Source organism: Flavobacterium sp. (assembly GCF_027484205.1).
GTDB lineage: Bacteria > Bacteroidota > Bacteroidia > Flavobacteriales > Flavobacteriaceae > Flavobacterium.
Window position 1 is genome coordinate 127,345 of record NZ_JAIXUB010000019.1, and the last position, 14,631, is coordinate 141,975.

Consider the following 14,631-nt stretch of genomic DNA (forward strand, 5'->3'; position numbering starts at 1 on the left):
CTAATTCTTAATTTTCCCTAATCTGTACTCCTTTATATTACCAATTATTAATGCCAAAATTCCCAATAAAAATCCTTTTCCAAAAATAATTAGTTCTCTATCAAAAGGTAAAAAAACATTTCTATCACCTTCATAATCTCTATGAATAGTGGTTGAATGAATTACAAAAGATTCGAATAACCAACCTAAATTCATAAATAATGCTATAAAAAAGACAAGAAATAACTTACTTCTAAATTTCTTAAATAATAAAAGTAATGGAAGAAATGAATGTGAAAAAAGCATTAAAATGTAGGTCAATTTGTAAATTCCTGTAGCTCGATTTATAAAAGAAGCATACAATTCAGAATCTACCTTAACTACTGAAATTAAAAAAAGATAAATAATTGATAACAAGCAATAAAAAATCATCAAGTAGCTTACTATTTCAAGGGCAGTTTTTGTTTTAATTGATTTTAAAAACTTTTTAAAAATGATTATCAAAAGAACACTAACGAAAATTCCATCAATAAAATGGTCATCTATAAACGAAAGTAATTCTATAAATGGTTCCATTTATTAATTTTTAATTCTCAATTTTTAATTTTTCCCTTTCTACTAGTTTCATTACCCAATAACCAGCAGCAGTTCCAATTAGCCCTAAAATTCCCATGAATAACCAATTCATTTGATATCCATAAGAAGCAACAATACTCATTCCTATTTTAGCACTCAAAATATGTGCAGCACTAAAACTCATAGTAAAAATTGCCATATAACGACCTTCATGACCTTTTGGCGCACGACTCATTGCAAATGAATTGGAAAATGGAAACGCAAACATTTCAGCAACAGTCATAAACAACATCATGATGATTAATATTCCAGCCCAAAAGTTGATTAAAAGTGAAAATAAACTCACAGTCATAAGTAAACAACCTATCGTTACTATTTTTACTTTGTTCAATTTGTTTCTTTCAATATAACTTACAATAGGCATTTCTAAAAAGAAAACTAATATACCATTTAATGTCAGTAATAAACCTGTTTGAAGTTCGTTTAAATCAAATTGTTTTTTATGATACAATGGAATGGTAGTAAACAATTGAAAGAATAAAACGCCAGTGATGACACACATAAATAAGAAAATCCAAAAAGGTCTGTCTTTAAAAACCGATTCTCTATTGGCTTCAAGAAGTGCTTTTGCTTCTTTCGATTCGGCAGGTTTTTTCTTTTCTTTTACTAATAACCAAAAGATGAAAATGGCTAGAATACAGGTTGCGCCATCTGCCCAAAAAAGTCCTTTGTAACCAATATTCATAATGATTAATCCGCCTAAAGCTGGTCCAGCGGCAAAACCAAGATTAATAGCGAGTCTTACTAATGTTAATGCTCGAGTTCTATTTTCGGGTTTAGCATAAGCGCCAAGTGACACAAACATGGCAGGACGAAACATATCGGCAACGACCATAATCAAAAAAACGGCAATGCAAAGCCCAATATAACTTGTGATATATTGTAAACCAAAAAACATTAATCCACTTACGAATAAGCTGAATATCATTATTTTATAAAATCCAATTTTGTCCGAAAGTTTTCCTCCAAGCCATGAACCCAACATAGAACCTAATCCGAAACAAACTAAAATATTTCCAATTTGTATTTCAGAAAAATGTAAATCTTCATACAAATATTTTGATAAAAAAGGCAAAACCATTGTTCCAGCACGATTGATAAAGGTCACTAAAGTAAGTATCCAAACTTCTCTTCTGAAACCTCTAAAATTGTCGATATATTTGCGGAAAGCGTTTTTAAACATGGATCATTGGTTATTTTGCAAAGGTATAAAACTTTGTGGCTTGGCAACTTTGTGGTATAACATCTTTTGAACTATTTTTGTAAAAAATATTCTGATGAAAAAGTTGTTCACTTTCCTTCTAATTTCATGTTTTTTAATTTCGAATGCACAAGATAAAACAGCCCAAACCGCTATAGAGTTTCAAGATAATCTTAATTTGGACTATGCCGATAAAGAGAAAAGTCCTTTGACAGATGAAGATTTAAAAAACTTTAAAGCTTTAGATTTTTTTCCAATTAGCGATAACTATATTGTTGAGGCAACTTTTGTTAGAACAAAGAAAGAGAAAGCTTTTAAAATGAAAACTTCAACAAATCGTTTACCATTGTATAAAAAATATGGAGAACTGTATTTTACAATTGATGGCGTTGCTTGCAAATTAAATGTTTATCAAAATATAGATTTAATTAAAAAACCGGGTTTTAATGATTATTTATTTTTACCCTTTTCAGATTTGACTTCGGGCAAAGAAAGCTACATTGGTGGTCGTTATGTAGATTTAAGAATTCAAGAAGGAAAACTTTGGAAAATTGATTTTAACAAAGCTTACAATCCGTATTGTGCTTATAATCATAAATATTCGTGCCCGATTGTTCCATTGGAGAACGATTTGAATGTCGAGATTTTAGCTGGAGTTAAGAAGTTTCATGACTAATGAAGTATTTCAATTTACATACTCACAAATTCACAAATTCTAATGAAATTTTAGAATTAGTCAATCAATATCCATGGGAATTTGATGCGACTATTCCTAACTATTCCATCGGAATTCATCCTTGGTACATTGATGTGAATCGTTTAGAAAATGATTTAAAAGTTATTGAAGAAAAACTGCAATTGGATGAATGTTTAGCTCTTGGTGAATGCGGATTAGACAAACGAATTGATATTCCATTAGCATTACAAATAGAAGTTTTTGAAAAGCAAATTGCCTTAGCAGAAAAATATCAAAAACCATTAGTTTTACATTTGGTTGCTGCTTTTGATGAATTGATTGCCATCAAAAAGCGATTGAAAATAAAAGTTCCGATTGTAATTCATGGGTTTTCTAAAAATGAACAGGTAGCAAAGCAATTGATAGACAACGGATTTTATCTTTCTTTTGGAAAATATTTGTTAAGAAATCCCGATTTGGAAACTGTTTTTAAATCGGTTTCAAATGATAGATTTTTCCTGGAAACAGATACTATTGAAGAAACCTTAGAAGAAGTTTATATTTTAGCAGCAAAATACAAAAACATAAAAATTGAAGATTTGATTGAAATTTTGAAAGTAAATTTTAATACGGTTTTCAAATAACTTTAAACTTTTAAACCTTAAACAATTTAAACTAAAAAAGAATGGCAAAGTGGCAAGAAAGAGCAGAATTACTATTCAAACCAGAAGGATTAAATAATTTAAAAAACGCCCATGTTTTGGTTGTCGGATTGGGTGGCGTTGGTTCGTTTGCAGCCGAGTTTTTAGCTCGTGCTGGTGTTGGAAGTCTTACTATTGTAGATGGTGATGTGGTCGATATTACCAACGTAAACAGACAATTACCAGCGTTACATTCTACTGAAGGAAAACCAAAAGTACATGTGGTTGGTGATCGATTAATGGATATAAATCCAGAGTTGAATTTGACAAGATTGCAAGAGTTTCTTTCACCAGAAAGAGCTTTTGAAATTGTAGAAGAAAAATATGATTACGTTTTAGATTGTATTGATAGCGTAACGCCAAAGCTAAATTTGATTGTTGGAGCCAAACGCAAACGAGTAAAAATAATATCTTCAATGGGCGCAGGAGGAAAAATGGAAGCTGCTAAAGTAAAAGTTTCAGACATTTCCAATACGGTAAATTGTATGTTTGCTAAAACCATCAGACGACGTTTGAAAGAACACAAAATAGATAAATTAAAAGTAGTTTTTTCTTCAGAAATTCAAGATGAAAGTAGCTTAAAAATGACCGATGGAAGTAACTATAAAAAATCATTTTACGGCACAAACAGTTATATGCCAGGTCTTTTTGGTTTGTATATGGCGGAAACCGTGATTCGATATTTGATAAAAAAAGAGTAATTAGTAATTAGTTTTAAAAAGACTTTGTGTCTTAGTGCCTTCGTGGCGAATATAAAATGATAAAAACAGTAATTTTCGATATGGATGGCGTAATTGTTGACACGGAACCAGTGCATCATTATGCTTATAACGAACATTTTAAGCAATTAAATATAGAAATCACACCAGAAATTTATGCGTCTTTTACGGGGAATTCAACTAAGAATATCTTTGAAAAATTGAAGGCGCATTTTAATTTGGAACAAGATGTTCAAACGCTAGTAGAAACCAAACGCAATCTTTTTAATGAAGCTTTCGATAAAAAGGAAGATTTATATTTATTAGATGGAGTGGAAGATTTGATTAAAGAGTTGTATCAAAATGGTATGCAATTGGTTTTAGCTTCTTCATCTGCAAAAGTTACGATTAATAGAATTTTCAATCGATTTGGTTTGCATCAATACTTTACTCATATCGTTTCTGGAGAGGATTTTCCTAAATCGAAACCACATCCTGCTATATTTGAGCATGCGGCTTTTTTATCTGAAACACCAAGAGAAAATTGTATCGTAATCGAAGATAGCACCAATGGAATTTTAGCTGCCAAAGCTGCTGGAATTTACTGTATTGGTTATGATAGCGTTAATTCAAAAATGCAAGATTATTCAAAAGCAGATGCAGTAATTAGTCATTTTAGTGAGTTGAGTTTTGAGAAGATTAAAATGATAGAAAAATAAATTATGAAGAAGATAATATTTTTGTTTTTAATATTGTATAGTGCCTCTTTTTCTCAAGTAAAGGAAAGAAGTGTTAGTATGCATAATGATGATACTATTATTGATTCAAGTGCAGTCTATTATGAAACTATGATTGGCAAAGTTGATACAAGAGATAGCAATTGTTTTTCAGAAATAGAGAGAGCAAAAAAAGATTTTTCAAATGGAAACATGACTTATTATGATTATAAAGGATATGGTTCTAGAACTAGAAATATTGATTTTTTTCAAAATGAAATTGAAAAACTTAAAATAAAATATGAACTAGTTTTAGTTGGATGTATGTCAGGAACAATTGTAACACATTCGTTTATACCTAGAGATAATTGCTATAGAAGTTGTATGGATAAATTAGTTAACGATAAATTTGGTAAAGATTTTTTCAAAAAGTTAGATAATAAGTCAGATAGTCTTTATGTGATAGAAAATATCAGAAAAGGATATGTTTTTAATTTTTCAGAATGTGATGATAATGTTATAAGATATAAAAAATCTTTGGGGAAAAAATATAATCAACAGTTTAAGGATATAGATAAAGAATTGGATTCATTAATTACTTATCCAAAAGATTTTAAATATAAAAATGAAAAATATTATTCTTGGTCTACATGTAGTTTCGTTATAAATGAAGATGGAAGTATTTCTAAACTTAAATTAGAAACAACATTTCAAAATAAATACAATTATAGATTCCAAAAATACTTCGAAGATAAAATTAAAAATTTTGTATTGAGTTCAAATTGGGTGCCAGCAATTTCTCATGGTATCGTGGTTAAAAGTGAGTGGGATGTGAATTTTCGATATAAATAAATGTCTAATGAAGAATCTTTATTATATTATTAATCTTCCTCTTTTGAAATTTCACAAGAAAAACCTTTTTATAAGGGAATTAATGATTTTGAAAACAAGATAGCATCAATAAGCTTAAAGATGGTGTTATTCATTTTTGTTGGAAGTTCTTACTTCAGACTTTGGAAAAAATGTAAAAAAAAATTGAATAATGATAACATTCTAAATAGAGCTTTTTTGCACATGAATTCCAAAGGATATGTAATTTAGGTTGATAAGTTGAAAAGTGTGATTAATAAATGAGTTTTAAGAATAAATAGTTTTATAAATTTTGAATAATGAACACTGAACACTGAACACTGAATAATGAACACTAATTTTACCCGACAGCTTCTTTATAAACTTTCAAGCATTTTTCACGAGCTTCTTTATGATCAACAATCGGACTAGGATAGTACTGAGTTTCTAGTTCAGGAATCCATTTTTTTATGTATTTTAAGTCTTTATCAAATTTTTTGATTTGCTCTGTTGGATTAAATATTCTAAAATAAGGTGCTGCATCAACGCCACTTCCAGCTGCCCATTGCCAATTGCCTACATTACTTGCTTGCTCATAATCTAAAAGTTTAGTTGCAAAGTAAGTTTCACCCCAACGCCAATCGATTAATAAGTGTTTGCATAGAAAACTAGCTACAATCATACGAACACGATTGTGCATGTGACCAGTTGCATTTAGCTCGCGCATTCCTGCATCTACAAAAGGATAACCCGTTTTTCCTTCGCACCATTTTTTAAATAAAACTTCGTTGTTTTCCCATTTTACTTTGTCGTATTTTGGACGGAAACTTGATTTGTTAGTGTGAGGAAAATGCCATAGAATTTGCATAAAAAATTCCCTCCAAATCAATTCTTTCAAAAAAGTTTCGTTTTTACTTTGCAAAGCTTTAGCTACCATTTTTCTGATTGAAACTGCTCCAAAACGGAGGTAAATTCCTAAATATGAAGTTTTATTTAATGCAGGAAAATTTCGGGTTGCTTCGTAATTATCGATTAAGTTATTTGAAATATCAAAAGAAGAAACTTTAATGGATGAAGTTTCAAAACCTATGTCAGATAAACTCAAAAACGGATAGGAGTGAAGTGTAGTTTTATTTAAGTAATCTTCTGAATTATAATTGATTAATTGGATTTTTTTGAAGTTTTCTTTCCACTTATTCGTATAAGGTGTGTAAACTACATAAGGAGTTCCATCATCTTTTACGACTTCACTTTTTTCAAAAATGACTTGGTCTTTACTCGTTTTAAAATCAATATTATTTTCTTTAAAAAGATGATACAAATCTAAATCGCGTTTTCGAGCGTAAGGTTCATAATCATTATTGGTATAAACCGATTTGATATTGTTTTCCGAAATCAATTTCTTATAAACTTCATGAGGTGTTCCATGAAATACAGCTAATGATTTACCAATATTTTTCAGTTGATTTTGGATATTTTCTAACTGTTGATGAATAAATGTTACCCGAGCATCATCTTTAGGAAGTTGTGAAAGTATGGATTCATCAAAAATAAAAATGGGAAGTACTTCTTCACCGCTATTTAAAGCATGAAAAAGTCCAACATTATCATCTAATCGTAAATCTCTTCGAAACCAGAATATGTTCATTATTTTGGTGATTTAAAATTGTTTAAAAGTTCAATTTAGTTTAAAGTTGTTTAAAAGTAAACCATATTAAACTTTTAAACCAAATTAAACCTTAAATTAGTAAAGTTGACATTCCGCCATCTACATGGAAGATTTGTCCAGAAATCCAACTGCTTTTTTCACTTAAAAGAAAACTTGCCATTTGAGCCATATCTTCTGAGGTTCCAACTCTTTTTAGAGGATGTCTTTCAGCTGATTTTTCTCTTTTAACATCGTTATTTAAAAATTTATCAGCCAATGGTGTGTCAGTTAATGATGGAGCAATTACGTTCACTCTAATTTTTGGAGCATATTCTGCCGCTAATGCTTTGGCAAAACCTTCAATAGCGCCTTTTGCAGCAGCAACACTCGTGTGAAAAGGCATTCCCATACTTGCGGCAACTGAGCTAAAAAGCACAATACTAGATTGATTGGAAGCAGTCAAATTTGGTAAAACAGATTGGATTACTTTTACCAAACTTATAAAATTTATTTGTAAATCACTTTCAAAAGCATCAGGTTTTAAACCTTTAAAAGGTCTCAGGTTGATACTTCCAGGACAATATACTAATCCGTCAATAGTTTCAGGCAATTTTGAGGTATCTAAAGTGTCAGTTGTGGCATCAAATGGAATATGAGTCACGTGCATTTCGGCTATTTCATCATTGGTTCTTGAAGCTACAAAAACCTTATTTTCATATTGTAATTCTTTTGCAATGGCTAATCCAATTCCGTATGAACCACCAATTAATAGTATGTTTTTCATTTTATGCTACATTTAGTAAACATCTCATGATGCTTATTTATTTTAAATTTCTTTATCATTTAAATTCACCGAACATTTCGATTAATTTTTTTCTTCTGTATTCAAATATTTCGTTAAGCTTTGGTTTCACTAAAAACGGATGTACTAATTGACCTAAAATTCCCATTGGAACTTTATAATCTACTATATCCTCCATTTCAACACCTCCAGGAATTTCTTTGATAAAATGTTTGTGATGCCACAAAGCATAAGGACCAAAACGTTGTTCGTCAACAAAATACTGTTTATCAATAACATGAGTGATTTCGGTTACCCATTTTGCAGGAATTCCTAAAACTGGTGTTACAATGTACTGGATTATCTGTCCGGGAAACATTGGTCTGTCAGCACCAGAAAGTATTTTAAACCCCATGTAATCGGGAGTTATTTTTTGTAAATTTTTTGGATCAGACAAAAGCGCCCACGCTTCATCTATTGATATTGGCAAATTTTGTTTGGTATGTAGTCTATAAATTTTCATCTAAATTATACGTTTAATTCGTGGTAAAGATAATAAATGTTTAACCATTTAAAATATTTGTTAAACAAAAAATAGTATCATTTAAGTTTAAATTAACATTTGAAGCCAATACAATTTGTAATTTTGGAATTCTAAAACAAATGACATGAAAAAAATATTTATTTTATTGGCAATTGCAATTGCGAATTTTGCTGTAGAAGCACAGGTGAAAACACCACAACCAAGTCCTAAATCAGTTTTAAATCAAGTAGTTGGTTTAACAGATGTTACTTTAGATTATTCACGACCAAGTGCAAAAGGAAGAGTAGTTTTTGGTGATTTAGTTCCTTTTGGTAAGTTATGGAGAACAGGAGCAAATGCTAATTCAACTGTTTCTTTTAGTGAAGATGTGGTGATTAACGGAACTACAGTAAAAAAAGGAAAGTATGCTATTTTTACGTTACCAAAAGCGGATATTTGGGAAGTTATTTTTTACACTACTACTGATAATTGGGGTTTACCAGAAAATTATGATGTGAATAAAGTAGCTGTAAGTTTGAATGTTGATCCAGTGATGCTAAACAATCATGTTGAAACATTTACTATGGCTATAAATAATATTACAAATGATAGTGCAACTTTAGATATTTCATGGGAGAAAACAATGGTTTCTGTGAAATTTGAAGTACCAACACAAAAAGCAGCTATGGCAAGTATTGCTAAAGTTTTAGCAGGACCAACTGCGGGTGATTATTTTTCTTCAGCTCAATATTATTTCCAATCAAATGGTGATTTGAACAAAGCTTTAGAATATGTAAATAAAGCAGTTACTATGGTAAAACCAGGTGAAGATGCACCTTATTGGCATTTACGTTTAAAATCATTAATTCAAGGAAAACTTGGTGATAAAAAAGGTGCAATTGAAACAGCAAAATTATCTTTAGCTGGTGCTGAAAAAGACGGTAATCAAGACTATGTTAAAATGAATAATGATAGTATAAAAGAATGGAGTAAAAAATAATTTGCTCATTATATAAATGAAAACGTCCCAAATTATTGGGACGTTTTTTTATGCGGTAATTTCGATTTTATCTTTTTCTTTGAAGAAGAATTGTCCTAAAATGGATAACATAATAGTCAATACGGCACCAATAAAATTGAGCCATAAGAAACTAACTGCATCCAAATAATAAATGTAAAAAATAGTTAATTGGCTGATTAAAGCACTCCAAAAAATAGCTCTTGCTTTAACATATTTGATGTAGAATCCAACGAGGAAAATTCCTAAAACAGTACCATAAAAAATAGAACCAACGATGTTTACTAACTGAATTAAATTTTCAAATAAAGTTCCTACACATGCAAAAAGAATTGCAATAATTCCCCAAAGTAAAGTGAAATATTTAGTTGCGTTTACATAATGTTTTTCAGATTTTTCTTCTTTAAGATTACGTTTATAAATATCAATTGCTGTCGTTGAAGCTAAAGCGGTTAATCCAGAAGCTGATGATGACATTGCCGCAGAAAGTATTACGGCAAGTAGTAAACCAATCAATCCTTTTGGTAAATAATTTAAAATAAAATACAAAAACACATAATCTTTATCATTCGTTTCAGCTTTTGGATCGGCTTTGATGATTAACTCTTTGGCTTGGTCGCGTAAGTCTTTTTCTTTACCCGAAATAGCAACAAGTTTATTTCTCAATATTGGATTATCATAATTCTGATTCAAATGATCCATATACAATAAATTGTACTCCTTTTTTTCTTCGGTTAAATCATTTAATTGTTTTTCTAAAGCATGATATTGTTCGGCATATTTTGATTTTTCAATCGCAATTTTATTTACAGGATTAAAATTTAAAGGAACATCATTAAATTGGAAAAAAACAAAAACCATCACACCTGTTAGTAAAATAAAGAATTGCATTGGGACTTTCAAAAATCCGTTCATAATCAAACCTTTCTGACTTTCTCTATCTGATTTACCAGATAAATAACGTCCTACTTGTGATTGATCCGTTCCAAAATAGGCAAGACTAAGGAAAAAACCACCAGCAATTCCACTCCAAAAAGTATAACGTTCTTCTGGATCAAAGGAAAAGTCAACAATATTCATTTTGTCATTTGCTCCTGCAATGTGTAAGGCATTACTAAAGGTCATTTCGTTTGGCAACATGTGAAGTATTAAGTAAAACGTAATGAACATTCCACTCATAATCACAAACATTTGTTGTTTTTGTGTTACGTTTACCGCTTTTGTTCCTCCTGTATACGTATAAATAATTACAAGAATTCCAATGATAATATTGAGCAAAGTCAAATTCCATCCTAATAGTGTAGAAAGAATAATCGCTGGCGCATAAATCGTAAATCCTGTGCCTAATCCACGTTGAATCAAGAAGATAATTGAAGCAAAAGAACGTGTTTTTAAATCGAAACGCTGTTCTAAATATTCATATGCTGTGTAAACCTTTAAACGGTTGTAAATAGGAATAAAAGTATAGCAAATAACAACCATTGCTATGGGTAAACCAAAATAGAATTGAACGAAACCCATTCCATCATGATAGGCTTGTCCTGGTGTTGATAAAAAAGTAATGGCACTAGCTTGAGTTGCCATAACTGATAATCCTACTGTCCACCAATTAGTTTGCTTATTTCCTAAAATGTAATCTTCTACATTTTTACTTCCTTTAGTTTTGTATACACCATAAATCACTATAAATAAAAGTGTAACAGAAAGTATTATCCAATCGAGTTGCTGCATATTAATAGAAGATTTGCATTAAAATAAAAAAAATGATGATATAAATGGCATTCATTACTAAAAGCCAAGTATAATTGTTGTTCCATTTATTTTGCTTTTTAAATTCCATATTATTTTCCAATTGAGATCATGTTTGCTAATAATCTAAAAGCACCAGGAACACCTTCTGGTAATTCTCTAAAGAAACTAATTCCGGTATAGATGTAATTTCCTTTTCCATATTTTGCTACTAAAATGGCACCATCTTTTGCCTTTTCACCTTTATCATTAGAGGATATTATTGGTGTAAAATTAGCATCCCATTCACTAGGATAATACAAACCTTGTTCTTGTTTCCAACCTTTAAAATCGTCTGATGTTAGCTTATTTGGAGTATTTAAAATAGGATGATTTGGATTTAAAAAGCGTACTTCTGCATTTTCTTCAGTTACTCTATCGCGAGATAATTTTAGAGAAAAAGGTGCGATTTCTTTTGTAACTAAATCGTCCAAAGTATTGTATTGGACTATCATCGTTTTGCCATTTTTAACAAAATCAAAAAGAATGTTTTGTTTAAAGCCAAGTGCTGTAACAACATTATAAGCACGAATTCCTGTCATTACCACATCAAAATTTTGAAGTTTTTCATTTGAAATTTCTTCTGGTTTTAGAACGGAAACTTCATAACCCATTTGCATCAAGCTTTTTGGAACTTCATCGCCTGCGCCCATGATGTAAGCAATTTTTTCAGCTTTAGTTTTGATGTTTAATTTAATAGCTTTTGCTTCAGCAGGTTTCAAAACCATTTGTTTGTAGATGTGCGGATAATTGATGTCTATTTTTTCTTTATCAAAAGTTTGTCCATCAATGGTAATGATACTTTTTAAAGTTACATCTGATGCTTCTTTTGAAGGTGTTACATTGAAAACAGCCAATTGTTCTTCGCCTTTCTTAGTCAATGTAAACGGAATCGAAGCAGGAGTAACTGTCCAATTTTGAGGTACTTCTAATTTCACCGAACCTGAAATATTTTCTTTACCAGATTTGATTTTTACAACAACAGCTTTTTCTTTATTGTTCGGGAAAATATATACTTTTTCTTGAATTGAAGACGTAGCAACAGGAACAATATCAAGTGGTTGATAAACTTCACCTTTAACATCGTCATTGTATTTGTACACAATATTTTTCTCAAAAGGAATGACAATACCATTGATTTCGATATTGAAAACATCAAAAACTCTTGAAATAATATCAGGTTTACCAATATTTCTTTGGTCGCTAACAACATACATTCCATCAGTTCCTTTTTCATTTAAATAATAAGGACTTGTAAAAGGGTCAATATCTTGAATTTCAACTTCAATATTATCATTAATAACTTTATTAAAAGGAAGTTGTGTTTTGATTATATTATTTGGACCATTCAGCCAAAACATTTTCACCGTACTTCTATTAATAACTTCTTGTTTCACTTTAGTTCGACTTCCAGTAGCAACTTCTTGAACATCGGCAACAGATTCCATAAATAGACCTGCACAAGCTGCAATTATCTTTTTAATTTCTTCCGATTTTATACTTTTCCAATGGTTGTCTTCTAGTTTTTGGATTAAATCATAAGCTTTTACCAATTCGGTTATACTTGCTTCAGGATTTTTAAAATCGAAATTCTTCTGTACGTTTTCTAAAATTGATCCAATAACATTTCCACCTTTTACTCGATTCCAAGTGGTGTCAATACCTTCAAATAAATTGGTTTTATCGTTTAAAGTTTCGCCTTTTAGAAATTCTAAATATTCTTCTTCTTCACCACGAGTTCCAGTATTTCCAAAACCTTGTGATTGATGACAGCTTCTACTTAACGCAGCAATTTCTTGATTGGATTTACCAAATTGTTTGTAGTAAACACCTGTTTGCAGTTTGCTTAAATTGGATTTATCTGCTTTTTCAAATTTTTCTTTATTTCCATAAAACCACCATGAAGTATTGAAAAAAATACGTTTTGGTTGCCAAGTGGTAACATATTGCAACTGATTTGGAAAAAAAGAGGCATCATTAGTTTTATCAAAAGCTTCTAAACTCAACATTGCAGAAGCAGTATGATGACCGTGAGTAGTTCCGGGTGAACGATGATCAAAACGATTGATAATTACATCGGGTTGGAATTTTCTAATTGCCCAAATTACATCACTCAAAACTTGTTCCTTATCCCAAATTTGTAACGTTTCATCTGGATTTTTAGAAAAACCAAAATCATTGGCACGCGAAAATAATTGTTCACCACCATCAATTTTACGAGCTTCAATAAGTTCTTGCGTTCTAATTACACCGAGCAATTCACGAAGTTCAGGACCAATTAGATTTTGACCTCCATCGCCACGAGTTAAGGAAAGATAGCCTGTTCGAGCATTTTTTTCGTTAGATAAATATGATATTAATCGGGTATTTTCATCATCAGGATGTGCTGCAACATAAAGTACAGAACCTAAAAAGTTTAGTTTTTCAATTTGATGATATATTTCTACAGCATTGGGCTTTTGTGGTCGTTGTCCAAAAACGATGAAAGAAGAGAGTAGGAATAGAAAAGCGTAATATTTCTGCATTGGATACTAATTTTTGCAATAGCATCAAATGTAGTGAATATTATAAATTAGGAAGGATAATTTTGAATTTCTTTAACAGATAAATGTTAATCCGTGAACTCTGTATCGTTTGTTTTGTTTACAATAATCGATATTCCTTTTTGCAGTAGTAAATTGTTTGGATAGGTAATTCGTTCACCGTCAATAGTTTTTAAATTAACGTGAAAAGCACTGATATCTTCAATTTCTGCTTGAATTGGGAAGTCTTTATCGTGAATTTTGATAGTGTCACCAATTCTAAAAGGAAAGAAGAAGAATAAAATGACACCTGATGTAATGTTACTTAAAATAGACCATTGTGCAAACATGGCTACACCAACAACTGTTGTTATTGAGGAAACAGTAAATAGAATTTGGTCTTTTTTTACACCCCAAATCACAATCAACGAAATGAATGCTATAATGTTGATTAATAAATCAATATATTTTATTACAAGGTTTGCTCGTTGTTCTATTATTTGACTTTTTTTAGCATATTTACGAACAAGTTTAGCAATTATAAATCGTAAAATGAATACTAAAAGCAACACGATAATAGTTGCAATAACTTCTATGGTAAAGTTGTTCAAAATATCCATATAGATTACTTATAGATGTCCAGAATTTTTGTGTTGGTTGATGTAGTTCAATTGATGTTCAGCGACATAATTTCTGAAAAGTACTACCAAAGATTCATAATATTTTTCAAGGTTTTTTACATTTACTTTTGGGTTTTTGTCTATAGGAATTGTGACAGGCATTTCATTTAAATATTTTGATAATTCTGGATAGTTTTCATGAATAATCATAGTGATTTTCAAGATTTTTGCATTGATTTCTTCTTCGGTTTCCATAAAATTTCTTGACTTTTGAG

At 30.4% G+C, this 14,631-nt stretch carries 15 protein-coding genes; 6 read left to right on the forward strand and 9 right to left on the reverse strand.

What is annotated here, in order from left to right; all coding sequences use genetic code 11:
- Together Q0049_RS09510 and Q0049_RS09515 are read right to left on the reverse strand one after the other, a co-directional pair.
- Positions 1 to 555 carry a hypothetical protein gene (locus tag Q0049_RS09510; protein WP_298119121.1) on the reverse strand — a complete coding sequence of 185 codons (555 nt, stop codon included), beginning with the start codon at positions 553 to 555 and terminating at the stop codon, positions 1 to 3.
- 10 nt (positions 556 to 565) lie between these two features.
- Positions 566 to 1,798: an MFS transporter gene (locus Q0049_RS09515; protein WP_298119123.1), complete on the reverse strand. Its 1,233-nt coding sequence runs from the start codon at positions 1,796 to 1,798 to the stop codon at positions 566 to 568.
- A 94-nt stretch (positions 1,799 to 1,892) separates the two neighbouring features.
- On the opposite strand from Q0049_RS09515, the gene Q0049_RS09520 reads away from it, so the two are divergent.
- The 5 genes from Q0049_RS09520 to Q0049_RS09540 are packed head-to-tail and all read left to right on the forward strand — an operon-like array spanning position 1,893 to position 5,459.
- The gene (locus Q0049_RS09520; protein WP_298119125.1) at positions 1,893 to 2,492 is read left to right on the forward strand and encodes a DUF1684 domain-containing protein; all 600 of its coding nucleotides are present in this window, start codon (positions 1,893 to 1,895) and stop codon (positions 2,490 to 2,492) included.
- A complete protein-coding gene (locus Q0049_RS09525) occupies positions 2,492 to 3,136 on the forward strand; it encodes a TatD family hydrolase (RefSeq protein ID WP_298119127.1) in 645 nt (214 codons plus the stop codon). The genes Q0049_RS09520 and Q0049_RS09525 overlap by 1 nt, the downstream gene beginning before the upstream one ends.
- Before the next feature lie 41 nt (positions 3,137 to 3,177).
- Positions 3,178 to 3,894, forward strand: a complete 717-nt coding sequence (locus Q0049_RS09530; protein WP_298119130.1) for a tRNA threonylcarbamoyladenosine dehydratase — start codon at positions 3,178 to 3,180, stop codon at positions 3,892 to 3,894.
- 56 nt (positions 3,895 to 3,950) lie between these two features.
- A complete protein-coding gene (locus Q0049_RS09535; protein WP_298119132.1) occupies positions 3,951 to 4,610 on the forward strand; it encodes an HAD family phosphatase in 660 nt (219 codons plus the stop codon).
- A gap of 3 nt (positions 4,611 to 4,613) precedes the next feature.
- Positions 4,614 to 5,459, forward strand: a complete 846-nt coding sequence (locus Q0049_RS09540; protein ID WP_298119134.1) for a hypothetical protein — start codon at positions 4,614 to 4,616, stop codon at positions 5,457 to 5,459.
- 358 nt (positions 5,460 to 5,817) lie between these two features.
- Here Q0049_RS09540 and Q0049_RS09545 read toward each other — a convergent pair whose 3' ends face one another.
- From Q0049_RS09545 to Q0049_RS09555, 3 genes are all read right to left on the reverse strand, one after another.
- Positions 5,818 to 7,104 carry a deoxyribodipyrimidine photo-lyase gene (locus Q0049_RS09545; RefSeq protein ID WP_298119136.1) on the reverse strand — a complete coding sequence of 429 codons (1,287 nt, stop codon included), beginning with the start codon at positions 7,102 to 7,104 and terminating at the stop codon, positions 5,818 to 5,820.
- Positions 7,105 to 7,195: 91 nt separating this feature from the next.
- Entirely contained in the window at positions 7,196 to 7,888 is a 693-nt protein-coding gene (locus Q0049_RS09550; protein WP_298119138.1) for an SDR family NAD(P)-dependent oxidoreductase, read from the reverse strand.
- A gap of 55 nt (positions 7,889 to 7,943) precedes the next feature.
- The gene (locus Q0049_RS09555; RefSeq protein ID WP_298119140.1) at positions 7,944 to 8,408 is read right to left on the reverse strand and encodes an SRPBCC family protein; all 465 of its coding nucleotides are present in this window, start codon (positions 8,406 to 8,408) and stop codon (positions 7,944 to 7,946) included.
- A gap of 145 nt (positions 8,409 to 8,553) precedes the next feature.
- Here Q0049_RS09555 and Q0049_RS09560 point away from each other — a divergent pair, with 145 nt between their 5' ends.
- Positions 8,554 to 9,408, forward strand: a complete 855-nt coding sequence (locus tag Q0049_RS09560; protein WP_298119142.1) for a DUF2911 domain-containing protein — start codon at positions 8,554 to 8,556, stop codon at positions 9,406 to 9,408.
- Positions 9,409 to 9,456: 48 nt separating this feature from the next.
- Here the strand turns inward: Q0049_RS09560 and Q0049_RS09565 are convergent, their stop codons facing one another.
- From Q0049_RS09565 to Q0049_RS09580, 4 genes are all read right to left on the reverse strand, one after another.
- Positions 9,457 to 11,157, reverse strand: a complete 1,701-nt coding sequence (locus tag Q0049_RS09565; RefSeq protein ID WP_298119144.1) for a sodium:solute symporter — start codon at positions 11,155 to 11,157, stop codon at positions 9,457 to 9,459.
- Between the two features lie 110 nt (positions 11,158 to 11,267).
- Positions 11,268 to 13,739: a PIG-L family deacetylase gene (locus tag Q0049_RS09570; protein ID WP_298119146.1), complete on the reverse strand. Its 2,472-nt coding sequence runs from the start codon at positions 13,737 to 13,739 to the stop codon at positions 11,268 to 11,270.
- Positions 13,740 to 13,825: 86 nt separating this feature from the next.
- Positions 13,826 to 14,356, reverse strand: a complete 531-nt coding sequence (locus tag Q0049_RS09575) for a mechanosensitive ion channel family protein (RefSeq protein WP_298119147.1) — start codon at positions 14,354 to 14,356, stop codon at positions 13,826 to 13,828.
- Positions 14,357 to 14,365: 9 nt separating this feature from the next.
- On the reverse strand, positions 14,366 to 14,611 hold the full coding sequence (locus tag Q0049_RS09580) for a hypothetical protein (protein ID WP_298119149.1): 246 nt from the start codon (positions 14,609 to 14,611) through the stop codon (positions 14,366 to 14,368).
- Positions 14,612 to 14,631: the final 20 nt, after the last annotated feature.